Raw genomic sequence first — 24234 nt, forward strand, 5'->3', positions numbered from 1 at the left:
CCTCAAGGCGGGAGCGATGTTTCGCCCTGTGTTGATGGAAATGGGCCTCGATTTTTCGCATTATGATCAGATCGAAAATGCCGTTGTCCTCAGGCCGGGTCAATTCGATTCACAACAGCAGAACTCGTCGCTGGCACATCTCCTGAATACACATCCGACGGTAGATGATGCTTTTAAATCTCGCATCAGTGGTGCTTTGTTTTATCATGAGCCAGTCGAAATCCGGATCGCCGAATTTGACAGCATTTCTCCCTGGCAGCCTGCCTTTACCTGGCTGGTTTCGCAGGCGATGCCAGCCGGTCAATCGAACCGCAACCGATACATTCATTCCATTGCCAGGCAGGATCCTTATTTCATTTTTGATGGCGGCTGGACCATTCCCTTCGGCCAGGAACAGGCAACCGAATCGATACGCCGTCAGTTTCAGCAACTGCCTTCGCGCCCGTTTCAGACAATTGAAGCCGCCTCACAACCGGTGATCACCCGCCTGTCGCGCGGGAAAGAAAAAGCGTTTTTCTATGTCGTCAATGATTTTCCCTATCGATGCCAGGTCACATTTGAAATCACAGTTCCCTCGGAGGCACCCCTGATATCTCTTAAATCGGGTGAGTCCCTGACTGGCAAACCAGCGGAGGGTGGGTTGAGACGGTATTCAATCATGCTGGAGCCATTTGACTTTCAGGCATTTCGAATTGATGATTCGCAAATTCAAGTCCAGGCAGTTCGTTGCAACCTGGCAGAACCGGATCTGATGCATCTGCAGGCCAAAATTGAGCAGAAAAAACAAAGTCTGGTGAAGCTGCACCAGTCCATGGATGAACTGACGGCTGTTATTTTTCATGCCGACTTTGAAACGAAAAGTTCGCGGGATTATATCCTGGCTGGCTGGGAATCGAAGATTTCACAGGGAAATGCCTGGACGATTGATTCGACCGAAGCCCATTCCGGCAAAACGTCACTGCTTCTGGGAAATACGCCGGGAAATAACTTTCTTCGCACGAATGAAATTCCGCTCAACGATTCCCGTTATCTGAATATGAGTGTCTGGATGAAGTCCACCGCCAGTGATATGCAGGTTCGGATTGCCATGGAAGCAGAACAGAATGGGAAACTGAAAGTACAGTCAGCGATCATTTCTGTTGATCAGCAGTGGCGTAAATACCTGTTTCGCGTCAAGGATATTCCCGCTGACCAAGTCCGGAATGCCCATATCGTAGTGGAAAAACTGGGGGCAGAGAAATTGTGGATTGATGACGTGGATTTGCAGATCCATCAGATATCGCCTGAAGATGACCGCCAGTTGACGAAGCTGGTTTCGACGCTGTCTCTGGCCTGGGATTCCCAACGCTATCTCGACTGTTATCGGCTCTTAAGCAGCTACTGGGGACAGTTTGGAGATACTCCCGAGCAGTCAGTCACTCCTCACGGTGAACAGGCTCCGGTAAGACATGCGGAACGCAGAGGGATCAGGAAACTGCTCCAGCGGTAAATCTGTTGGGTTTAGCCTGCCTGTCTTACGTATAGTTCACGGGCTGTAAGTGATATTCTCGAAATGGTTTATGAGATAGTCTCTTATTCTGCCCCACGCGCATGTTATAATATTCGTAGACTATCAATAGATCACGATTTCTCTGATTGAATCATCATAACTGCAAGGAAGGAATTGAGATGTCAGCTCGAAAATCCACTACCAGTTCCAGGCCCGCCTCATCCTCGAAATCACGAGTGGCTGCAAAACAGGTCTCCCGTTCCAAAGCAGAAAAGCAGAATGGAAAAGTACATACCATTGGCAGCTATCTGATTCAGCGGTTACAGGATTACGGGGTAACAGATCTGTTTGGGATTCCCGGCGACTTCGTTCTGCAGTTTTATGGAATGCTGGAAGAGAGTCCGATTCGTGTCGTGGGAACAACAAGGGAAGATAATGCCGGCTATGCCGCCGATGGTTACGCGCGCGTGCATGGGCTGGGTGCCGTCTGTGTAACCTATTGTGTGGGTGGTTTGAGCCTGTGTAATTCCATTGCAGGTGCCTATGCAGAAAAATCTCCGGTAATTGTCATCAGTGGTGCACCGGGCATGTCGGAACGGGCGAAAGACCCCCTGCTCCACCACCGTGTGAAAGATTTTCATACACAGCGTGATGTCTTCGAAAAAATTACCGTCGCCACAGCCTTACTCGATAATCCCATGACTGCTTTTCAGGAGATCGATCGCTGCCTGGAAGCGTGTGTCAGATTCAAACGTCCGGTTTATCTGGAACTGCCTCGAGATTGTGTCCACAAGCAGGCGGTAATTCCGCATGTACCTGATGACAGCCAACCGGTCAGTGATGAGCATGCATTGCGGGAATCGCTGGCAGAAGCGAAGGAATTAATCGAAGCCAGTAAAAAGCCTGTCATCATCGCTGGAGTTGAAGTTCATCGCTTTGGACTGCGGGAAGAGGTGCTGGGCTTTGCTGAAAAATTCAAAATACCCATGTGTGCCACGATTCTGGGTAAGTCCGTGGTGAGTGAGTCTCACCCGCTTTACCTGGGAGTTTATGAAGGGGCCATGGGGCGCAGTGAAGTGCAAAAGTATGTCGAAGAGAGTGACTGCGTCATACTGCTGGGAACATTCATGACAGACATCAATCTCGGCATTTATACAGCTCACCTGGATCCGGGGAAATGCATCTATGCGACCAGTGAAAAATTGCGCATCAGTTATCATCACTTTCATGATGTGATTTTCTCAGACTTTGTCACAGGCCTGGAAAAACAGAAAATGAAGGTGGTTACGCGGAAAATTCCTGAAAATGTCCGCCCACAGCAGCTGGAATTCAAAGTCAAACCGGCCCAGCCTGTCTCCACAAAGCACCTCTTTGAAAGTATCAATCAGATTCTGACTGACGAGACTGTGGTGGTTACGGATGTCGGTGATTGCCTGTTCGGGGCGGTCGACCTGATGATCAATACGCACACCAAGTTTCTCAGTCCTGCCTATTATACATCGATGGGATTTGCGATCCCGGCATCCCTCGGAGCGCAGGTTGCGAATCAGAGGCTGCGGCCGATTGTTCTGGTAGGCGATGGTGCGTTTCAAATGACATGTCTTGAGCTTTCGACGGCACTCAAGCTGGGATTCAACCCGATTGTCATCGTCCTCAATAATAAGGGCTACACCACCGAGCGATTTCTGCAGGAAGGCCCGTTCAATGATATTCCCGACTGGAAATACCATAATATCACCGATCTGATCGGCGGTGGCTGGGGCTTTGAAGTCAGCACGGAAGGCGACCTGGAAAAAGCCCTCAAGGCGGCTCTCGCAAACAAGGATAGTTTGAGTGTCATTAACGTGCATCTCAAACCGACTGACGTCAGCCCTGCCCTGACACGACTGGCAGATAAGATGTCGAAGCAGTTATAGCAGCGACAAAAAAAAGAAAAAAAGCCGGGCGAGAGTCCCGTTCTCTGCGTCCGGCTAATGTCCTTTCGCTGACAGTTCAAATAATCCAGCGCATTGAACTGTCTTTAGACGCGAAAGGGTCCCCCCTGTTTGGAGTCACTGGTGGCAAAAACAGCAGGCTGACTAAAGCCACGCCTGCTGTCATGTTGAGAGAATGTTATTGATCCTGCTGGAGTTTGCGTTCCATTTTGTATTGTTCCAGGACTTCCCGCTGATTGTAGAGCTGTTCTTCAGGGCCTGCCGGATAGAACTGCACATCGTCATTCAGGTAATACGCTGAAGGCAGTGTCTGGCCACCAATGCTGGATTGGCAACCGGTGCTGGTTAATCCGATCAATGCCAAGCCCAGAACTCCAACACTTGACCAATTTTTTAGCTGGCGAATCACCATGATTTTCCTCGGAATGAAAATGTTGTCGAATGGCACCTGTTGGGGAGACGTGTAAACAGGGTAAGACAGGAGCCGGGAACACCTTGGGAACAGTCCATCCTTGTACTGAATCCAGTCACTTCGATAGGAAGTGATTGCAAGGCCACACAAAACTACAACGTGTGTACCTCTTTTATCGACACATAAAACCGGAATCTTCGGTATATTCTGCTTAATCGGACAAGATTTAGTATAAAGAAAGTCGGCAGAACATAGATATGGCGTGGGGTGGGTTACCGTACAGGTATCTTGCGGTGCGTGCAAAGGGATGGACTGCGAACCCCAGCGGAGTCGTGCCTGGCTCGATCAATCTCAGTCTGGCCTGATTTACGATTTGAAGGCGCGCTGCAATTCGTCCATGGAAACTTTCCCTTCCGCCACCAGCCGGATGCCATCTTTCTGGAAGCTGGGCATATCCTGTTTTCTGGCGAATGCCTTGATTTTTGCCGGCTCGGCACCACTGATGATCAGCTGCTTCATTTCATCTGTCATATCGATCATTTCGAGCAAGAGCGTACGGCCGTAGTATCCTACGCCATCACACTTCTCACAGGGCTCGATCTCGTTGCCATCATCGTCCACGGTCTGGCGGGGAGGACGATACAACATTTTCGTGGATTTCGGGAGCCCCATTTTCTCAATGAGCTTCGGGTTGGGGCGAAATGCTTCCTTACATTGATCGCACAGTGTTCTGATCAGTTTATGCCCAATCACGGCTTTGAGAGAATTCACTCCCTTTTCCATACTGCCTGCCAGCTGGCAGTATTTGATAATACCGGCAATCGAATCTTTCGCGGAAATTTCCGCAATCATGGTGATTTCATCCGCGACATTCAGGATGCTGGCGACATATTTTTCATCCGTAATCGGATTCAGATAAATGATATCTGCTTCCATGCGGATGATTCTGCGCAATTCGTCGTCAAATGTGTCCCCTTCTTTTTTATCGAGGGTTGCGATATGGCTCAATTCACGATGTTCAGGATCGGCCAATGCAAAGATCGTATATTGATAAGCGTCTACCGAACGTACCACGCCAACAGTTGTCGTCGTCGTACCGGAATTGGGGGGACCACTTATCATGACCAGTCCATTGCGTGACTGGCTTAACTCCCGGATCTTTTCTTTGATTTCCTCGGTAATGCCGATATCGTCAGCGCGATCCAGGGGATGTTTGAGGTTAATTGCTTTGATCGAGAGTCGCTCGCCTCCGGGTGTCGGTGCAGTAGCCACCCTTAACTGGTAGGAGACTTCTTCCAGCTCTGCCGCAACTCCGCCTGACTGCGGGCGTTTGCGTTCCTGGATATTTAAGCCCGATAACAGCTTGATGACCTGCACAACGGCCATTCCCTGCTGCTTGGAAAGTTTCGCGCCAGGGCTGGGAACACCATCGACATAAAACAGAACCTGGTATCGCTCGCCCTTTGGTTCAAACCGTATGTATTCGGAACGCAATGCCAGTGCGTCAGTGATGATGTTTTTTGCGGTCATCAGACCTGCTTTTACCAGCCGTGCATTGTCTTTCAGATTTGCAGGTTGACCGTTGAGTGCCCCTTGAAATGAGACCGGCTCGATTTCTTCTTCGAAATCGTCGTCGTCATCATCCCGGGATTTTCCAAAACCAAATATCACCAGAGATACCTCTTGAAACAGGTTAAGTGCCTAACTGAAAATTGTTCCTGGAATCTCTTACCCGGAGCAACCGTTAATGCTGTTTAGTTTAGCGGAATTCTTAAAGCAGACCATAATCCCGCAGCGTTTTTTCCAGAACCTGCATTGAACTACTGTCCAACTGAGTCATGGGCAGGCGGACTTCGCCGTTATCTCGACCGAGAAGCTGCATGGCCGCTTTAATGGGAATGGGATTGGTTGCCAGTCCCAGCAGATTGCGGCACAGGGCAAACAGTTTGAAATGCCATTCGCGGGCGAGCGCTAAATCTCCTGCATTGAAAGCGTTGAGCATGTTTTTGACATCACCGGGGACAATATTTCCCACGACAGAAACCACGCCTTTCCCGCCTAATGCCATCAAAGGCAGAGTCAGGCTGTCATCGCCTGATAAAACTGCCAGATCACAGGCAGACAGGATGTGCGAAGCCTGGTCCATGGAACCGGTGGATTCCTTGACGGCAACGATATTCGGGATTTCCGCCAGGCGAATAATGGTTTCCGGCTCAATGTTCTTCGCTGTCCGACCGGGAATATTATAGATGACGATCGGAATGTCGACCGATTCTGCGATGGCCTGGTAGTGCTGGAAGAACCCTTCCTGTGTCGGCTTGTTGTAATAGGGAGCCACATGCAGGGCCCCGTCGGCTCCTGCACCGTGGGCATATTTGGTCAGCTCGATCGCTTCACGCGTACTGTTGGAGCCAGTACCCGCCATAACTTTGATTCGGCCAGCAGCCTGATTACAGACGATCGAGATCACCTGCTTGTGCTCATCGTGGGACAGGGTCGGTGATTCTCCAGTGGTTCCCACCGGACACAAGGTGTCGGTTCCCTGTTCCACATGGTAATCGACCAGGGCGCGGAGCGCTGTCTCATCGATTTCACCATTCTGAAACGGGGTGATCATTGCTACCGCAAGACCTGCGAACAGGTCACTTTGATTCGCCATGCTTTTAATACCTTAATACAAATTCTTCCCGCCAGTTCAGTTTGGCCGGGTCAGTTCTTCTTGATGATCGGTTGCGTGTGAATGAATGCCCTAAGATCGCTGTTCCCAGTCGACATTCGATAATGAAGCCAGCGCAAGCTGCAAGGCATGTGTTCCGTTCCGCCCATGCCCTTGTGCCTGGACGGCCAGATAAAGCTGGTGTCCTAAAGCCAGGCCGGGCAGACTCAGGTTCATTGCTTTGGCTTCTGCCAGTGCAATTCCCATGTCTTTGATGAAGTGTTCGACAAAGAAACCGGGATCAAAATTGTTATCCATAATCCGTGGTCCCAGGTTTGAGAGAGACCAGCTGCCAGCAGCCCCGCTGCCTACGGACTCCAGTACGGTAGGCAGATCCAGACCGGCTTTATAACCGTACAGCAATGCTTCGCAGACACCAATCATGTTGGTCGCGATCAGAATCTGATTGACCATCTTGGTGTGCTGACCTGAACCTGGCTCCCCCTGGTAGACGATGGTTTTTCCCATCGCATCCCAGCAGGGTTTGAGCGCTTTGACAACAGCCTCGTCGCCACCTATCATGATGGACAGGGTTCCGTTTTTGGCGCCCACATCGCCGCCGGAAACCGGGGCATCCACACTGTAGACTCCCTGGGCCTGGGCGGCTTCTGCTACTTCCACGGCCAGGGAAGGATCGCTTGTCGTCATATCCACCAGGATCTTGCCTGCAGTTGCGCCAGCCAGAGCTCCCTGCTCTCCCAGAAGGACTTCTCTGACATCGGCAGGAAAGCCTACGATGGAAAAGATGACGTCGGAATTCTCCGCGACCTGTTTGGGAGAATCAGCCCAGTTTGCCCCCTTCTTAATGAGTGGTTCGGCTTTGGATTTGCTGCGATTGTACACAGTTGCTGAAAAACCCGCGTCCATCAGGTGGCCCACCATACTGGCACCCATGACTCCCGTTCCGATCCAGCCAATTTTCGTCTGACCTGGTTGAATGGTTGGTATCGCCATTTTCTTCAATCCTTTTATCTGATTCAGTTGCGTCGAATTACTCAATGATCAATGTGGTTATGTCCATCCAAATCGTAAAAAAATGATTGGTATATCTCAAGTTAGACCAATCATTCTCCTTCGCAGTATATCGAGGTCGGACTCAGAAGTCATATGACTGGTTCATTTTTTTGTCAACTATCACGCCTGCAGGCCCCTTTTCTGACAGGAATTCAGCCAGATGGGCAAAAGAAACTTGCCATGCGATTGCTCAGCGGTGAAAATCATACGGACGATCTGGCCCGCGCTTTTGAACAGTGTCTGGCTTTGGTTGAATTATTTGGAGATGGGAATTCAGGTTACGTTATGAAATTGAAATCGATTGCATGGTGGATGTTCTGTTTGGCCGGCATCTGCCTGGGAAGTTCTGATCTGCAGGCACAGACCTGTGGGAATGGATATCCGTGTGGCCCTGATGGGGCTCCCCTGCTTCAGATGTTGACGCCACAGGGTTTCATGGGAGCGGATTTCAGAGGCAGTTGCTCTCAGCACGATCGCTGCTACCAGGTACCCGGTATCAGTCGGCGGTATTGTGATTTACAGTTCCGGAATGAATTGCATCGCCGGTGTAACTGCTCTGCGTTTCCTCTCGGATGCCGCATGATTGCCAACACGATGTATTTACAGGTTCGATTATTCGGCAGGAGACCTTATTTAAACTCGCAGTACCCACCGACTTATCCTGCTCCCATGCCCTATCCCGTCTATTCCAATGCCTCTTATTCACAGCCGGTTGTGTATTACGGATACTGATCTGCGGGTAACATCTAGTTAGAATTTTCTACGGTCTCTCTTTCCTGAACGAATCTTTGTCCATGACTGAAGCACAGGCGTACTTGAATGGCGCCTTTATTCCCGATTCTGAAGCAAAGCTGGCGGTAACTGATCTGGGGATCGTGTATGGCGCGTCGGTTACAGAGATGGTGCGGACATTTCAACATCAGCTGTTTATGCTGGACGATCACCTCGAAAGGTTGTTTTCCGCCCTCGACTATCTGGGGATTGAATCGCCAGTCACTCTCTCGGAACTGAAACAGGTTTGCGAATCGCTGGTTGAGAGAAATGCAGCCTTGTTATCAGGTCAGCATGATCTGGGGATGACCGTCTTTATCACCGCCGGTCACAATCTGCCTTATCTGGGGCTGGCTGCACGAGAGGCGTGTCAAACCCCGACTGTTTGCGTGCACACGTTCCCACTGGCGTTTGAACTCTGGGATCGCAAATACGCAACTGGACAGTATCTGATGAAATCCGAGGTTCAGCCCCTCAATGCAGCGATTTTTGATCCGGGAGTGAAATCACGCAGCAGGATTCACCTGTATCGCGCTGAAAAACTGGTTCGCCAGAATAACCCGGAGGCTTCTGCCTTATTGTTCGATCCGGCAGGTTATGTCGCAGAAACAACGATCGGTAACTTTTTTCTGGTACAGGGAAACCGGATACTCGCTCCACGTCCTGAATTTATCCTGGGAGGGATCAGTCAGAGAATGGTCGTTCGGCTGGCAAACCAGCTGGGACTGGACTATCAGGAAACAGATATTTCCCCCAATATGATTCTCGAAGCGGACGAAGCATTGACGTCTTCAACAGCATATTGTCTGATGCCTGTTACCCGCTTTGAAAACCATCTGCTGTCAGCAGGAAAACCCGGGCCCGTTTATCAGAAATTGCTGAATGCCTGGAGCCAGGCGGTGGGAATTGATATTTTACAGCAGGCCCGGGAAATCGGCGCAGCGCGTCGTCAGGCACTTTCATAATTGTCAGGTAGACTTACCCACTCAAATCCATTCCTATAGATTAGCGATCAGGAATTACGCTCTTGTCACATTATCTGGAATTCTTTCGGCAGTTTCGAACGACTTTCGAAACCACAGGCGCGATTGCTCCCAGCAGTCGTTTTCTGGCCGCAAATATGGCTGGTCCGATGAAGCAGCATCAGGGGCTCAAGAAAGTTCTGGAAATCGGCCCGGGTACGGGCGCTGTTACCAGGGAGATCGTCAAACAGATTCGCCCGGGCGATCAACTTGATCTGGTCGAGTTGAATGATAAATTTGTTGAGATCCTGCATCAGCGCTTTGATACCGAACAGGGCTTTCGGGAAATCAAACTTCAGACCGCAATCCATAACTGTCCCTTACAGGATTATGGCGCTGGGGAAGAATATGATTTTATTGTTTCCGGCCTGCCATTAAATAATTTCCCGACAGAGTTGGTCAGTGATATTTTCAAAGCGTATTTTCGCCTGCTGAAGCCGGGGGGCGTACTCTCGTATTTTGAATACATGTATGTACGACCGGTCCGCAAGGTGGTCTCCCGGGGAGAAGAAAACCAGCGAATTCGTGAAATTGACCAGATCATGGTTGACTATACGCGTCAATTCCGGATTCGCCGAAACTGGGTCTGGTGCAACCTGCCTCCTGCCTGGGTTCAACATCTGCAGAAAGAAAAAGGCAGCTCACCCGCGCTGGAGCAAACTGCCTCTCAAAACCAGTCATGATCTCACGAGATCTATCGATTACGCTTCGGGTTTTTCCGATTTGCTTTCAGGCTGCTTGTTTTCCGGAGTGTCTTCTGAGGGGCGTCGCGGGCGATTCATACGTTCCCGTTCCCGGCCCCGGGGATTAAAAGTACTTCGGTCGCCTCCCATCAGTTCCCGCAGATCCAGCGAGCCATCTCCATTACGGTCCAACTGTTTCAAGAGAGTCTGTATCTGTTCCAACTCCTGGGAATCCAGTTTTCCATCCTGGTTCGTATCGAGCGATTTCATGAATGCGGGTTGAAACATTCTTCCCGGAAAATCACCGCGTCTGCGTTCGGGACGATCACTCATTTCGGGGCGATTCATTTCAGTGTCCCGTTCCCGTTCTGCTGGTTTTTGATCAGGGCGAAATTGTCTGACAGCTTCTGTGAATTCCTGTTTCGAGAGAGGGCTGTCGGCATCTTTATTGGCCTGCCGATAGATCTGTTTCAGAATCGGTTTTCCTCTTTCCGGCGCTTCCTCAAGTGTCAGTTTGCCATCCTTGTTCGTATCCAGCGACTGGAAAAAACGCTCGTATCGATCCTGGTTCCTCTTTTCATCCCCGGGACGAGAACGTTCTCTGCGGTCTCCATCGGGTCTGCCGCGATTCATGCTGCCAAAACGCTGTAGTGCCTCTAGGGAAATCTCATCGGTATTCATTCGCTTGAAAAGCGGGTCCATTCGATCACGAAGGGGTTCCGGTAATTCGTCGCGGGATATTTTTTGATCACCATTGCGATCCAGACGCTTCATGAACTCCTGCATGCCGCGGCGATTCCGGTCCTGGTCGCCATCACCAGCAGCAGGAAATTTCCGGTCTTCCTGTTTCAGACTCGCTTCAAACTCTTCTATTGTGAGCTTGCCATCCTTGTTGTGATCCCCCGTTCGAATGAGGTGGTCAAAAAACCGCATTTTCTCCTGTGGGACTTCCTCGGCTGTCAAAGTGCCATCTGAGTTTTTGTCGAGTTGCTGAAAAATACTCTCTGACGCGGATTCGTTCTGCTCTGGAGCGGCGGACAGGTGGCCGGTAGAGAATCCCAGTGCAGCCAGTACCGCCAGTGAATAGAATGAATACTGCATGGTCGCCCCTTTCATGGGTCTACTGAAATCAGACGAGGACTGAATACTGCGTGAGTCCTTTACTCCTTATTTAACTTCACCTGGACTGAAAAGTATTGGTCGTTTCTGAAAAACAGAGCCGGGTAATGAAAAAACCCGGCGAGCGGACTCACCGGGTTTAATAAAAAACATGCTGATATCAGGAGCTTATTTCGATTTTCTCACTGAAAAAGTCGAAGTAAAGAAACCCTGATCATCGGGGATCGTATAACCGCCGGATACAGGCAGATACTTCTGGAAGAAGCTGTAAGGGGGAAGTTTTGACATATCAATGCCTTCGATATCAATCATTGATTCATTCTTCTTGACGAAGTTATAGACGGCCTGGACCTGGGCATCTGCGTTCTGGTAAGTGATCATGGACGTCTTGTCAGGAAAGTTTTCTGCAATGAGTTTGTAGTTTGCATCGTTGATCAACGAACCCGCCCCACGGTCTTTTCTCAAAACACTTTCGATCTGTTGTACATCGTTTGAGATAAACAGCTGATTTTCCGCGATGCAGAAACCTGCTGAGGTCGGAGAATTGATGACCTCACCAGGAAGTTCATACAGGGTGGTTCCCTGAAATTCGCGTGCCTGTCCGGGGAAATCATCCCGGGCGGTCACCGAGGCGATAATTTTCTGAAAAGCGTCTGAATTTTTCAGACCCAATGCCACGGTAAACTGACCAGACATTTTAGTCAGATCCAGTTGTTCTCCTTCTTCGATCTGGGTCGCAACCTGAATACGACCACTGAGATTATCCACGATGTCTTTTTTAATGTGGATTTTGGGGCCATCCGGATTATCGGCCATCGAATCGATGACGGCAGCCAGGGCACCAGGTCGTCCCTGGAATCCGTCAAACAGGGTTTCCACCGAATCATAAGCTCCTGTGATACTCCAGTTGATGGAATAATAGGAAGAAACTTTGTCTGAGACCCATACTGGCGGTTGCTGAGCCACGGCCGGGCATTTGAACATTTCAAGGATTCCGGAAGTCGGCATCTCGACATAGGTGAAGGTTTTGGAAATGGCATCGAAATTTTTAGTCGCCATGAAACTGGCACCGCCGACTGCTTTCAGGTTGGTAATTCCCAATGCAGGCAGAAAACCCTGCACCATTCCCACCTGGGGATTAATACGGCTGGCGACACCCAGGATGGACTGCAGGGCGCCAATCGGATTCAGATACCATTTTGCGACTGCCGGTGCGCCTGGATCAGTACATTTATTCTGAATGTACTGGTACTCTTTTTTGGCAGCCAGAGATTTTTGGTCCTGACCATCCCAGCTGGCTAGAACGGTTTCCAGAATCTTATCATCATTGGAAGCCACAAAAGTCTTATCTTTCAGGAAGTAAGAAAACTGTCTGGTAAGAGGAACTTTGACGGGTTCGTCTTCCGCGTCATCCTTTTCAAATGAAAAGATGACCAGTTTGGTTCCTGAGACACTGCGGATGGAGCGTTGGGCGCCTTCCTTATCCAGGGCTTCGGCTGTTTTTTCCAGAATTTTTTCCAGGGTTTCGCCACTCTCGCCATACTCCAGAGAGGCCACGCCACCAAATTTCCCTTCGCTGCTTTTCAGGAAAGCAAGACAGAATTCACCACTGGGAATGCTCAGGACATTACTCAGGCCCAGGTTGGTTTCATCCTCAAATTTTTTTGAGTATTTCTCGACCAGCTTTACCAGATCTTCCCGCATGCCTGCAAAGGCAGGATCACGGATCATTTCTGCCATCGAAGTTTCTGCCCACTTTTCTTCCATGACTTCAACGTCTGGAATGGAAAAGTAAAACAGTGCGTCAGAGGGCAGTCTCTGTGCTGCGGAAACACGATCTTGTGCAATGCAGTCCTGGGCAGTCAGCAGGAACATCGCCTGCATGAACATAAATGTAAGTAACAAAAGTGGCTTTCTCATGGGAGCCTTCATTCTTTCTCTTCCAGAGGGGATATTAAGGGAATCTCACGCTAGAGCGCATCACATTTACCATAGCATCTCTCAACCTGTTACACTCGGACCAGCTGGCCCTGAAGACACTATAGTAAAACGGGACACTGTCTAGATCCGATTTTTGGCCCTGTCTAATACTTTCAAACGTGACGAAAATCATACTGTTAATTTGTAGCAATTCTTGTTTTTCTGGCAACCCCAACCTGCGTCTCATCCTGATCTGGGACAAAAAACGATTTCGAGAATTACTCTGCGGGGAGTACCATGAAACCGTGTCGCGGGTTGCAAGTTTTTTATTTACTTCTCAGATTCCGGAGTTTTTCTGCGGGGCGCATCAAAATAGCGATAGCCTGTATTGGGACTGGTTTTGTCAAAAGCAAATGCATCCCGGTTATCAAGAAAATGTTTGACGTACGTGATCGGGATGGCAAACCCGAGCCCTTCCCCCAGAATCAGTTTCATATTTGTAACCCCGATGACTTCACCCCGCGAATTAAACAGGGGACCACCACTGTTGCCGGGATTGATTTGAGTCGTCGTCTGGATATAGACGATTCCCTGCATGTTACGGTTGCGCGTGCTGACGATTCCCCGCGAAACGGAACGTTCCAACCCCAGCGGATTACCAATGGCAAAGACTTCTTCTCCTTCTCGCTGTTGATCGTTTTCAGCGAGATAGACGGTTCGGAACGCGAAATCTTTCTGTAAGGGAATTCTGAGAAGCGCCAGGTCGAAAAAAGGATTTAAGGCAATGATTTCGACATCTTTAATCTGACGCCGCTGAAATTCACCAGTGGCTGTCCGGTGAAAAATGGTGACAGCAATCCTGGTTTCTTTCTCAACTACGTGATAATTGGTGACGCAATATCCCCGGTCATTGATAATGAAGCCGGATCCCAAACCACTGGGGGTTTGAACGAGTGTCACTGCTTCACCATAAAGCCGGGCCAGTTCTTTGATGCTTTTGACGGGCAGTTCAGCGACCGAATAGATTTTATCTTTGCTTTTGGAAATCGGGATCTTGCCATCGGCCGTTTTTTCTGACTTGCTGCGCGAACGAATCTGTTCCAGTGGGATTCTTAACACCTCAATGCCGATATCGACTAGAAGGTGGTCGTTGCTCTGCTTGAGGACATCGCCTTCAATTTTGTGACCACTGACCAGTTCGATCCAGTCAGCATCTGCAGTACTGATTAATCCGGGGGCTGTGAATGAAAAACAAAGCAATAGTCCGAGGTGGCCAATCTTGCGAATCATTCCGTCGATATCCTCTCTCACTGTGGTGTGCTGAAGTTTGATGTATCACAAAAGCTGTCATGCATGTGATGCTATTCTTTATACTCGCTGTGACATTCAGTGCAGGCCTTATAAACCCGGGTTAAACCTTTATCGAATTCAGGGAAGTTGTCGGCTTTCGCTGCTTCCACCATTTGCAGGCTGGCTTCCATCATGGGATTCGCGTGGCCGAGGAAGCCTTTGTCATCGACATATCCATAACCTTCAGTGGTGATGACTTTAGCGACGGCTGCCAGTAAATGTGCTTCTTCAATGACTTTTTCTTTTTCCGATTTCAAAGCGTCTGCATTGCCCACATTGGATTTTAACCATTTCGAAGCAATGTCGATCCGCTTCATCAGATCTCCCATGGAGGCCACATCGCTGAGTGGCTTCTTATCTTCCGAATCGGGAACACCGGCGGGGAGACTGCCATTCATGATTACGATCATCTGCTCATAAGGCACTTGGATTTCACGATATGACTTGGCGCCACGCATTAACTGCTTCGAAGAGATACCTGCTGCGAGATCACGTAAGTACTTGGCATTTTTTTTCCAGCCTATGTCATCCGGATGTTCTGTCGCGATACCGGCCAGCGCTGCCAGCGTTGAAGTAAATGTGGGTAATTCCAGGTAACTCGTATTATAGGTTCCGACCGACTGCATATTTTTCGTCAGTCGATTCCGGATATCTTTCACCAGTGAATCCAGAACAGGCATCGGGATAATCGTCTTCCAGTCGACTCCGCCCGCAGCAGAAGCAGGCTGTGAATCAGCCGTTTTCATTTCTGTTGCCGACGGCGTACTGGTCGGAGTTGCTGCGACTGTATTACCAGGCAGCGCCACGGGAGAGACTGCCTGCTGATTTCCAGCGACCGCAAGAGGATTATCAAACCAGACATCGTAAGGGATTCCATCAATCATTTTACGACCGTCTTCCTGCTTCGCTGGTTCTTTCACAGGTGTAGACTGTGTGTTTTGCGCGACTTGCGGAGGGGGCGTAACGGGAGCAGGAGTTGTCGGTTGGGGAGCTGGCTGTGATGTGACGGGAGCGGGTTCACTTCCACCACATCCTGTTAAGATGCCAGATCCCAGCGTACTGCAAATTAACACAAATAGAAAATAGAACGGTTTCCCGTCCCACCGGAAGGCCGGCCTGTTCATGGATGTCTCCCTCAAGTCCTTGAAATTAAACCAATTAGATTATGTGTTATCCGGGCACGGCTTGCAACTGCATCTCTAACGGATTGTAAAATTCCCCTTCCGATTTGTACATGATGCGGGAGAGGATCTCATTTCACCAGAGTGTCTTTCAAACGACGATACTCGCTTCCAATGCAACTGGTGACGCTGCCGGAATATAACACACAGCTTCGATCCCGCTCAGATCCTGAATCAAATTTCCCATGTGTCTAAAGCAATCATGAACGGCAATAGTGCATGTATCTATATAAAATAGAACCTGTTTGCCTGTTAATTTATTCCGATCAGTAAAAGCAGGCCTGTTTGGCGGAATACGCAAAAAGTTGACGGCCATCCCTTGTCAACTCAAACTCCACTTATTATCTCTGACCCTTATCAGGTACGTAACTGATACCGGTTTTTCATCTGCTTTGCTGATTAATGTGCGACTCGGATTGACAGTAGAGTATACTTTGAGTGGTGGACAACCGCGAAAACGAACTGACTATTCATCTGCTTGATCAAGTCCATTCTGGAGAATGCCAACAAGCACGTTGTCGGGGGAAACAATATTGATTTTTATCAATCAGCTGCCTTAATGGAGTTCACCAGGGCAGCAAAAGGAGTATTCAGAGATGAACAAGATTGTTTGTTGTACGTTAGGCATGATTGCCTTGACCGTTTCAACTGCTCACGCTCGGGGTCCTGAATTCAATCTGGGACAGGGTCTGTTAATGAGCCAGACAACTGCATTACCGCCGGCAGTTGGTCCAGAACCGATGCATGAGTTGGCGCCTCAACCTTATGAACACCATGTTGCTTCACAAGAGATTCCTGTATTTGATTGTGTCAAATACAAACGTCCTCGCAACATTGCTCCCTGTTCCAGTCCGAAACTTGTATTGATTGTCGATCCTTGTGCACCCAAACACAGCTGTTGCGAACCAGGATGTGTGGCTGTGGAAATTTGTGCCCCTGATTGTGCCTGCGAATGCGTTCGCTGCAGAAAAGATGGACGACGTAAGATTTTTGATTACGGGAAATACAGCGTGGTCGTTGAATCACACCGTGGAAAAGTCACCGTGACTTACCGCAGCTAATATAAAGAGTAGTAGCTTCATCACAATATTTAACAGCCGGGAACAGTTTCGTTTCCGGCTGTTTTTATACGCCTCGCTATAAGGCTGCTTTAGCAGGATTGGTTTGAGGTTCATGTCACTTTCGCGAGAAACTGGGTCAGAAAGATAATCCCGGCAACCCCACACCATGCCAGAGCAAATCCCGCCAGATCCTGAAAGGTCGGTCGTGGGATTTCAATGTCCTTCGAGTTGGGAAACATCTTTCTCCCCATCGGTTCCGGCTCTGCCGGCAGAGTGCAGGGAGAATCGATGACTTCATTCAGTCTGACCGGGGTATGCATCAGTCTGTAGAAATGGTCCAGCTTCTCCGGGGATTGTCGAGGAGTCAGGAAGCTCACCAATATACCGCTGAGTACGGCCAGGCTCATGAAGCAGAACATCTGCCAGACGTCTTTCATCTCAATTGCGGATTTGAACATGCTCTCGGGCAGCAGCCCCGAACTATATAAGGTGTCTGCGTGAAACGCGACGATGTACCAGACAACAATTCCAGTGATCGTCGAGACCCAGACAGAAATAACATTCCAGCGTCGCCAGACAATGCCAAACCAGAGGCTGATTCCAATGCAGGCGGGAGTTTTCACGATGGTTTTCAAGGCATCGATAATGTCTGTAAAAGTCGTCTGCAGAATCAGTGCCAGGATCACAATCACCAGCCCTGCGATACGTCCGACCCACAGGTAATGCCGTTGCGATTTATTTTTCGCGATGCATTTACGATAGATGTTTTCCGTAAATAAACCACTGGAAATAATCATCTGGGCATCACTGGTACTCATGACGGCTGCCAGCAGGGATGCCAGCAGCAGCCCGATTAAACCAGGGGCAATCCGTGGCAGAATATCATGTGCCGCCATACCAAACAGCTTATCTGCGAAATCGCGGTCCGTTTTATCTACTTCCACTTTTTTTTCTACGGAGAGCTGATCATATTCCGGGCTGGCGCGCAGCAGGAGCGACTGGTAGACCGCCTGGTCAGCCGGGTCAGGTGACGTTTTTAAAGGACTGTTATCACCCATATACCAGACAATGCATGCCAGACCGGTAAACGTCCAGGCGACCGTGCAGAATCGTTTCAGGAAATTACCGACGGTGAATCCGAAACGGCCTTCATATTCGGTCTTCCCTGCTCCACAGACCCCCATGATATGCGGTTGAATTACGATTCCGGCCAGTGCTGTAATGGAAAGCATACAGACATAGAAGGGAGTGATCGGTTCTCCCATCGTCGCGGCCAGTTCGGGGCTGACAGTCAGATCCAGCATGCCCTGCTTGAGATCAGATTGCTGATGCAGCATGCCAAACCCGCCAATTTCGTAGAAAACAAATGGCAGCAGCAGGAATGAAAAGACGATCGTCAAAATCCCCTGGATAAAGTCGGTGATGATGGCAGCTCCCAGTCCCCCCGCCATCCCGTAAATGACAAACATGATGGTGACCGCCAGAATGGCAAACTCATAACCCTGCAGTCGACGTTCCGTGATGTGAAACGTTTTTTCGGTCGTATCCCATTCTGCTGCCGGTACCATGATATTCGCTTCAACGGACAGCCGATCCAACTCGTTGCCCGTCAATGCATCAACCATTTTTCCGGTTCCAAATAAACCGCCGGCAATAAAAGTGATCGAAATTGCGATTCCGTAAAACGAATACATAATGGCGGTCGGCCCGTTGAAACGGGTCTCAAAAAAGTCGGCCGTTGTCAGGGCGCGCATACGGCGCATCAGTGGCGCGACAATCCAGTAAAACGGCGTGGCCCACAACCAGAGAAACTGCCACCAGATGCCTGCCAGACCCGCCCGCCAGGTACCAGCGACAACGCTGATAGCCTGTTCGCTGCTCGTTCCCGAACCAAAGGCAAAAAACATCATGAACACCTTACCGAAGCGGCGGCCCCCCATGAAGAAGTCAGCCATATCTTTGACCTTTGTCACAGACCAGAGACCAATGGCGAGAATGACAACAAAGTAAAGAGCCAGTATGATCCAGTCGGCTGTGTGCAATCCCAACCAGGTATTCTTTTCAGCGGCAAGCAGCATGGGCTGACCCTTAATTTGGACAGGGGATTCATAAATATTGTTTCGAAATCAGACTACCGCGGATTCACAAAATATGCAAACCTATTGATGCCTGTGCCGTTTCCTGTGTGGACAGGACTCATCTTTTTAACCAGATCAGAGAAATTAAACACGTTCCATGCACATTCTGTCCTATTCGATTCAGCACAATGACCTCGCCGGAAAGCATGTCACCCTGCTCGGTCTCGGGAAATTTGGTGGGGGCGTGGCAACCGTCCGGTTTCTAGCTGAGAAAGGGGCACGGGTCACCGTCATTGATGCCAAACCGGCGGAGGCATTACAGGAATCATTACGAAAACTGGAAAAATGCTCTGATGTGACGTTTCAACTCGGGGATCAGTCCTCTGAATTACCGGTCACCGAGTTACTGGTCGTCAACCCGGCGATCCCCCCCGAACATGCCCTGTTACAGTACGCTGCACAACAGCAGATTCCTGTGACCAGTGAGATAGAACTGTTCTGGCAACTCAATCCGGGACGAGTCATCGGGGTCACAGGCAGCAATGGAAAATCGACGACGACCGCCATGATTCACAGCATCCTGAAAGCCGCTGGTCGACGTTGCTGGCTGGGAGGGAATATTGGCATCAGCCTGTTGCCCGAACTGGAAAAAATTCAATCCGAAGACTGGGTCGTACTCGAGTTAAGCAGTTTTCAGCTGGAAGCACTTAATCGCATCCAGGCCAGTCCACAGATTGCCGTTGTCACAAATTTCAGCCCCAATCATCTCGACTGGCATGAGACGCTTCCGCATTATCGTCAAGCCAAGCAGGCAATCATGCGCTGGCAGACCGAAACGGATGTGGCGGTACTCAATCAGGATGATCCGGAATTACAATTCTGGAGCACACCCGGCAGAGTTCTGTATTTCGGGACCCAGGCCGACCGGTTACCGGATCTGTTTTTTGATGAGGAGTGTTTTCAGATCAAAGATCAGAGAACCGTCCCCTTCCCCAGGCTGAAAGTGCCCGGCATACATAATCGGTACAATGCCGCTGCAGCGATGACAGCATGTCTGGCGGCGGGAATTGCGGCTCAGGATCTGACTCAGGGGATCGAATCTTTCAACGGACTTCCCCATCGGCTGGAATATGTGGGGGAATATCAGCACCGATGGTTCTACAATGATTCGCTGGCGACAACCCCGGAATCAGCCATCTGTGCGCTGGAAGCCTTTCCGCAGAGTGCCGTCATTCTGCTGGCGGGCGGTTCCAATAAACAGGTCGATCTCTCGGGATTTATAAGTCAACTTCGGTGCCAGACTAAAGCCACAGCGCTGATGGGGCAGACCGGCAAGCTCATGTATGATCTGATGCAGGCACACCAGGATTCCGTTCTCAAGCAGGATCACGCATTGATTTCGCAGCCTCAGGCATCCTTTGAAGATGCGTTTAACTGGGCGTTTCAGCAATCGGCACCGGGAGATGTGATCTTGCTCTCACCAGGTTGTGCCAGCTATGACTGGTTTTCCAGCTTTGTCGAACGCGGTGAGCGGTTTAAGGCGTTGTTTCAGGAGCTTTCTGAGAGTAATGAAGCCGATTAACCCAGCAGTGAAGTTTTGTGGGGTTCACCGGGAATCTCCCGGACATACTGCGGCACAGCATAGCCTGGGAGTCGGGTGCGGAGTTCCTCAATCAGTTTTCGTCCCTGCGCTTCCGGGACTTCAAAGTGTGCTGTGCCAGTAACGCGATCCAGCTGATGGAGGTAATAGGGTAAAACGCCCAGGTTGACCAGTTTTTCCGATAATGCGATCAGCGTCTCAGTGGTATCGTTGATCCCTTTGAGTAATACGGACTGATTCAGAACCGGAATGCCAGCCTGCAGCAGCTGTCTGATCGCATGTTCTACATCAGCGGCTATCTCATTGGGATGATTTACATGAATGACCATCCAGGGCATTGTGCCCTGCTCTGACAGTCGTTGTAACATTTCCAGCAGGCCAGCATGGATTCGATCAGGCAGTACCACAGGCAGACGGCTATGAATTCGGAGTCGCTTTACATGCGGTATCGCAGCGATCCGTTCACAGAGATCATGGAAGCGAAGATCTGTGAGCAGAAGTGGATCTCCGCCGCTCAAAATAATTTCCTGAATCGTCGAATCTGCCTGCAGGGTCTGCCAGACCGGTTCCCATTCCTGAAGTGTGCGGGGTTCATCACCGTAGGGATAATGTCTGCGGAAACAATAGCGACAGTGGATTGCGCAGGCACCGCTGACCATTAATAATGCCCGACCATGGTATTTCTGCAGCATGCCCGGGGTCGCCCGCACGTTTAAATCGCCGACGGCATCTGCCTCAAAACCAGGAACAAACGCGTTTTCAAGATCAATTGGCAGGATCTGTTTCAGGAGGGGGTCGTTCAGATTGGCGGGCTCAATCCGGTTCAGATAACTGATGGGAACCATAACGGGGAACAAATGGGCACTTTTCCGGGCAGGTTCCAGCAGCTCTTCAGGTAGATTCAGTCTGGAAATCAGTTCCTGCGGATCACGGATCGCCTGGGCAAGGGATTTTTGCCAGGTCGTTTCAGAAAGCAATGTTGGCATGATAGAGTTAGAAATCCAGTAGGTGGTCTCAGGTTTCCGAAGCAGATCAGCAGTTCGCCCGGAGTCGATTCTACAAATTCTGGCAGTGAAAATTGACTGACATTTCGACTGCTCTCCGTTTGCAACCGATCAAAGATATGTTATTCTCTCGCCCTTGGAAACAAAACTCAAATGACCTTTTCCCAACACTTTTATTGTCAGAGAAATTAAGCGATGCCACAAATCAGTACAGGCGATTTTCGCAAGGGTGTCAAAGTGATCGTCGATGGTGATCCTTACGAAATGATTGAAGTTAACTTTGTCAAACCGGGCAAAGGCCAGGCCCTGTACCGCACAAAATTGCGGAATCTGCTGAAAGGCACCATCCTGGATCGCACCTATAAAAGTGGTGGTGAAAGTCTGGAACAGGCCGATATCCGTAAAGGTGACGGGCAGTACATGTATAAAGATGCCACCGGTCTGCACTTTATGGATAACGAAACCTACGAACAGTACACCATTGACGAATCGGTATGTGGAGATGCGGCAGATTATCTGCTGGATGGCGCCATCTGCAACCTGCTGTTCTGGAATGATCAGCTGATCGGCATGGATCCTCCCCAGCAGGTCGTGGTGGAAGTCACTTATACCGAACCCGCTGCGAAAGGTAATACAGCCACGAATGTGACCAAACCGGCTACCATTGAAACCGGTGCCACCGTCCATGTCCCTGCCTTCATCAACGTGGGTGAGAAAATCAAAGTGGATACAGCGACTGGTTCTTATATTGAGCGAATTCGCGACTGACAATGAGTCAATTGAGGCTGACAATGAGAGTTTTCAGCCTCAATTGCGATGATATGCCCCAAAACAGGCTCTGAATACTTAGATTTTATGATTCTTTTGCGCAGGTTTCATGAATCAGGCGTAAATGATATTGAATTATTCACTTGTGTCGCCAAAAATAGCTGAATCATCCTCGTATCAGTAACTGAGCGAGGAGTTTAAGGGAGTTATGAAGTAGAATCTCACGGAATTCGCACTGAACGCCACCATGGATCTCAAGGAGGATTGACATGGATGTCTGGAATCTGGTTTTGTATGTCGTCGCTTCACTCTTGGCTTTGAAGTCGCTGGCTTCCCTGATGACGCATCACAAGAAAGTCGTTGTCCGGCAACTGGCGATCGAATATACCCAGGAGATATCTCAACCGGGAAATCGGGCGACCGAGACTGATTCCGCCGAGCAGCAGATGGAGCGGAACCCTGCAGAGCGAAAAGCTTCCGCAGCTTGACTACTGGTGTCGCTGTTTCAGCAAACGCCAGTAATTTCGTTTTACGGCACGAATGTCGACCCCAAATATTAACCAGTAGTAAAAGCAGTCCATGTCTCAAGTTGATCAAACGAGTGAATCTGAGTCCGAATTCCTGCCTGCCGAAAGTCAGGCTGATGTCGTGACGGATCACAACCATAAGCTCTATATCGAAACCGTTGGCTGCCAGATGAATATGCTGGACAGTGAACTGGTGGTAGCCGATTTGCGGAAACGCGGCTATGAACTGACCCGGGACGTCAAAGAAGCAGAAACCATTCTGTTCAACACCTGTAGCGTCCGGGAACATGCAGAACACAAGATTTACAGTTCCTTAGGCCGGCTGCGCTATGGTGCCCGAAAAAACCCCAAAAAAGTGATCGGGGTCATGGGCTGTATGGCACAGAAAGATCAGAATCTGATTTTTCAAAAAGCGCCGCAGGTCGATTTCGTTGTAGGAACCGGACAACTGGCGCAGGTTGCCAGTCTGATCGATAAGGCACGCGTCAATCACAGTCAGAATGTACGCAGCCGCGAACTGGCAGTGGGACTGGGACGCAAAGATGGCAAGCTTGCGGAAATCACCAACAGTTTTCAGAGTTATGATCCACTGCGTGATCCGGAGATGCGTCCGTCGCCTTACCAGGCATTCGTGCGGATCATGATCGGGTGTGACAAATTCTGCTCGTACTGTGTGGTTCCTTCGACCCGCGGTCCCGAGCAGAGCCGCTCCCCCCGAGAGATTCTCTCTGAGGTCAAAGTCCTCGCCGACCAGGGAGTCAAGGAAGTCACGCTGCTCGGTCAGACTGTCAACAGTTATAAACATACACAGGATGGTAAACTCTACCGGCTCTCCGATCTGCTGTATCTGATTAACGAGGTCGAAGGGATCAACCGGATCAAGTTTGTCACCAGTTATCCCAAAGACATGACCACCGATTTGCTGGAGGCCATTCGAGACCTGCCTAAAGCAACCCGCTATCTGCACGTTCCACTCCAGCACGGATGTAATGATGTTCTGAAAGTCATGAAGCGTGGTTATACGGTAGAAGATTACCGGGAGATGATGCAGCGTGTGAACGAGATACTCCCCGGTTGTTCTGTGTCCAGCGATTTTATCGTCGGTCATCCCGGCGAAACTGAAGAATCCCATCAACTCAGCCTGGAGTCGATTCGCGAGTTTCGTTTCAAAAACAGTTTCATTTTTAAATACAGCGAGCGACCGGGCACCAAAGCGGCAGAACGGTTCAAAGACGAAATTCCAGACGAAGTCAAAAAACGCCGTAATAACGAAATGCTGGATGTACAGAATCAGATCAGTGAAGAAGACAATGCCGGATTTATTGGTAAGCAGGTAGAAGTCCTGGTGGAAGGCCCCAGTAAGTCAGCTCAGAAAGCCATCGAAGCATCTCTGGCAGAACAGCTGGTCGGTCGGTCGAACTGTGATCGGATTGTGGTCTTTGACGGTAACCCACGTCTGGCTGGCTCACTGGCGACTGTGGAAATCTTCGATGTGACTCCTACGACCCTGATCGGGGGAATTGTCACGAAAGAATTTCAGCACAACGCCGGTTCTTCGCTGCCGATTCTGCAGTAGCCTCACCGA

General features: G+C 49.8%; 20 protein-coding genes. 10 read left to right on the forward strand and 10 right to left on the reverse strand.

Annotated features, from left to right (window positions below):
• Both AACZ40_RS13555 and AACZ40_RS13560 read left to right on the forward strand, forming a co-directional pair.
• Positions 1 to 1489: hypothetical protein (locus AACZ40_RS13555; protein WP_339674656.1), on the forward strand; the 1489-nt coding region annotated here is incomplete at its 5' end.
• 179 nt (positions 1490 to 1668) lie between these two features.
• Positions 1669 to 3405, forward strand: coding sequence for a thiamine pyrophosphate-binding protein (locus tag AACZ40_RS13560; protein ID WP_291169454.1), 1737 nt, complete (start codon positions 1669 to 1671; stop codon positions 3403 to 3405).
• 196 nt (positions 3406 to 3601) lie between these two features.
• On the opposite strand, the gene AACZ40_RS13565 is transcribed toward AACZ40_RS13560, so the two are convergent.
• The 4 genes from AACZ40_RS13565 to AACZ40_RS13580 form a co-directional block, all read right to left on the reverse strand.
• Positions 3602 to 3787, reverse strand: coding sequence for a hypothetical protein (locus AACZ40_RS13565; protein WP_291169451.1), 186 nt, complete (start codon positions 3785 to 3787; stop codon positions 3602 to 3604).
• Positions 3788 to 4201: 414 nt separating this feature from the next.
• Complete coding sequence (locus AACZ40_RS13570) at positions 4202 to 5506, reverse strand: ATPase, T2SS/T4P/T4SS family (RefSeq protein ID WP_291169448.1); 1305 nt, start codon at positions 5504 to 5506, stop codon at positions 4202 to 4204.
• Positions 5507 to 5606: 100 nt separating this feature from the next.
• A complete protein-coding gene (gene dapA / locus AACZ40_RS13575; protein WP_291169446.1) occupies positions 5607 to 6494 on the reverse strand; it encodes a 4-hydroxy-tetrahydrodipicolinate synthase in 888 nt (295 codons plus the stop codon).
• A 90-nt stretch (positions 6495 to 6584) separates the two neighbouring features.
• On the reverse strand, positions 6585 to 7505 hold the full coding sequence (locus AACZ40_RS13580; RefSeq protein WP_291169443.1) for an NAD(P)-dependent oxidoreductase: 921 nt from the start codon (positions 7503 to 7505) through the stop codon (positions 6585 to 6587).
• Positions 7506 to 7745: 240 nt separating this feature from the next.
• Between AACZ40_RS13580 and AACZ40_RS13585 the strand changes: the two genes are divergently transcribed.
• The 3 genes from AACZ40_RS13585 to AACZ40_RS13595 all read left to right on the forward strand — a co-directional run bounded on the left by AACZ40_RS13585 (position 7746) and on the right by AACZ40_RS13595 (position 10041).
• Positions 7746 to 8297 carry a hypothetical protein gene (locus AACZ40_RS13585; RefSeq protein ID WP_291169441.1) on the forward strand — a complete coding sequence of 184 codons (552 nt, stop codon included), beginning with the start codon at positions 7746 to 7748 and terminating at the stop codon, positions 8295 to 8297.
• Positions 8298 to 8359: 62 nt separating this feature from the next.
• Positions 8360 to 9301, forward strand: a complete 942-nt coding sequence (locus tag AACZ40_RS13590) for an aminotransferase class IV (RefSeq protein WP_291169439.1) — start codon at positions 8360 to 8362, stop codon at positions 9299 to 9301.
• A gap of 62 nt (positions 9302 to 9363) precedes the next feature.
• Positions 9364 to 10041, forward strand: coding sequence for a methyltransferase domain-containing protein (locus tag AACZ40_RS13595; protein ID WP_291169436.1), 678 nt, complete (start codon positions 9364 to 9366; stop codon positions 10039 to 10041).
• A gap of 18 nt (positions 10042 to 10059) precedes the next feature.
• Here AACZ40_RS13595 and AACZ40_RS13600 read toward each other — a convergent pair whose 3' ends face one another.
• The 4 genes from AACZ40_RS13600 to AACZ40_RS13615 form a co-directional block, all read right to left on the reverse strand.
• Positions 10060 to 11142 (reverse strand): EF-hand domain-containing protein, encoded by a 1083-nt coding sequence (locus AACZ40_RS13600; protein ID WP_291169434.1) that lies wholly within the window; start codon positions 11140 to 11142, stop codon positions 10060 to 10062.
• A 186-nt stretch (positions 11143 to 11328) separates the two neighbouring features.
• Positions 11329 to 13080: a hypothetical protein gene (locus tag AACZ40_RS13605; protein ID WP_291169432.1), complete on the reverse strand. Its 1752-nt coding sequence runs from the start codon at positions 13078 to 13080 to the stop codon at positions 11329 to 11331.
• A 330-nt stretch (positions 13081 to 13410) separates the two neighbouring features.
• On the reverse strand, positions 13411 to 14370 hold the full coding sequence (locus tag AACZ40_RS13610) for a trypsin-like peptidase domain-containing protein (RefSeq protein ID WP_291169430.1): 960 nt from the start codon (positions 14368 to 14370) through the stop codon (positions 13411 to 13413).
• Positions 14371 to 14441: 71 nt separating this feature from the next.
• Positions 14442 to 15554, reverse strand: coding sequence for a hypothetical protein (locus AACZ40_RS13615; protein ID WP_291169427.1), 1113 nt, complete (start codon positions 15552 to 15554; stop codon positions 14442 to 14444).
• Positions 15555 to 16207: 653 nt separating this feature from the next.
• Between AACZ40_RS13615 and AACZ40_RS13620 the strand changes: the two genes are divergently transcribed.
• Complete coding sequence (locus AACZ40_RS13620; protein WP_291169425.1) at positions 16208 to 16672, forward strand: hypothetical protein; 465 nt, start codon at positions 16208 to 16210, stop codon at positions 16670 to 16672.
• Positions 16673 to 16782: 110 nt separating this feature from the next.
• On the opposite strand, the gene AACZ40_RS13625 is transcribed toward AACZ40_RS13620, so the two are convergent.
• A complete protein-coding gene (locus tag AACZ40_RS13625) occupies positions 16783 to 18750 on the reverse strand; it encodes a sodium:solute symporter family protein (protein WP_291169423.1) in 1968 nt (655 codons plus the stop codon).
• A 157-nt stretch (positions 18751 to 18907) separates the two neighbouring features.
• Between AACZ40_RS13625 and murD the strand changes: the two genes are divergently transcribed.
• A complete protein-coding gene (murD, locus tag AACZ40_RS13630) occupies positions 18908 to 20332 on the forward strand; it encodes a UDP-N-acetylmuramoyl-L-alanine--D-glutamate ligase (RefSeq protein WP_291169420.1) in 1425 nt (474 codons plus the stop codon).
• Here the strand turns inward: murD and epmB are convergent.
• The gene (gene epmB, locus AACZ40_RS13635) at positions 20329 to 21336 is read right to left on the reverse strand and encodes an EF-P beta-lysylation protein EpmB (protein WP_291169418.1); all 1008 of its coding nucleotides are present in this window, start codon (positions 21334 to 21336) and stop codon (positions 20329 to 20331) included. The two genes, murD and epmB, sit on opposite strands and share 4 nt — an antisense overlap.
• 213 nt (positions 21337 to 21549) lie before the next feature.
• Here epmB and efp point away from each other — a divergent pair, with 213 nt between their 5' ends.
• From efp to miaB, 3 genes are all read left to right on the forward strand, one after another.
• On the forward strand, positions 21550 to 22122 hold the full coding sequence (gene efp, locus AACZ40_RS13640; protein WP_291169415.1) for an elongation factor P: 573 nt from the start codon (positions 21550 to 21552) through the stop codon (positions 22120 to 22122).
• Positions 22123 to 22391: 269 nt separating this feature from the next.
• Positions 22392 to 22610, forward strand: a complete 219-nt coding sequence (locus tag AACZ40_RS13645) for a hypothetical protein (RefSeq protein ID WP_291169412.1) — start codon at positions 22392 to 22394, stop codon at positions 22608 to 22610.
• 91 nt (positions 22611 to 22701) lie between these two features.
• Entirely contained in the window at positions 22702 to 24225 is a 1524-nt protein-coding gene (miaB, locus tag AACZ40_RS13650) for a tRNA (N6-isopentenyl adenosine(37)-C2)-methylthiotransferase MiaB (RefSeq protein ID WP_291169409.1), read from the forward strand.
• The last annotated feature ends 9 nt before the right edge of the window (positions 24226 to 24234 follow it).

Source organism: uncultured Gimesia sp. (assembly GCF_963972345.1).
In the GTDB taxonomy this organism is placed as follows: domain Bacteria; phylum Planctomycetota; class Planctomycetia; order Planctomycetales; family Planctomycetaceae; genus Gimesia.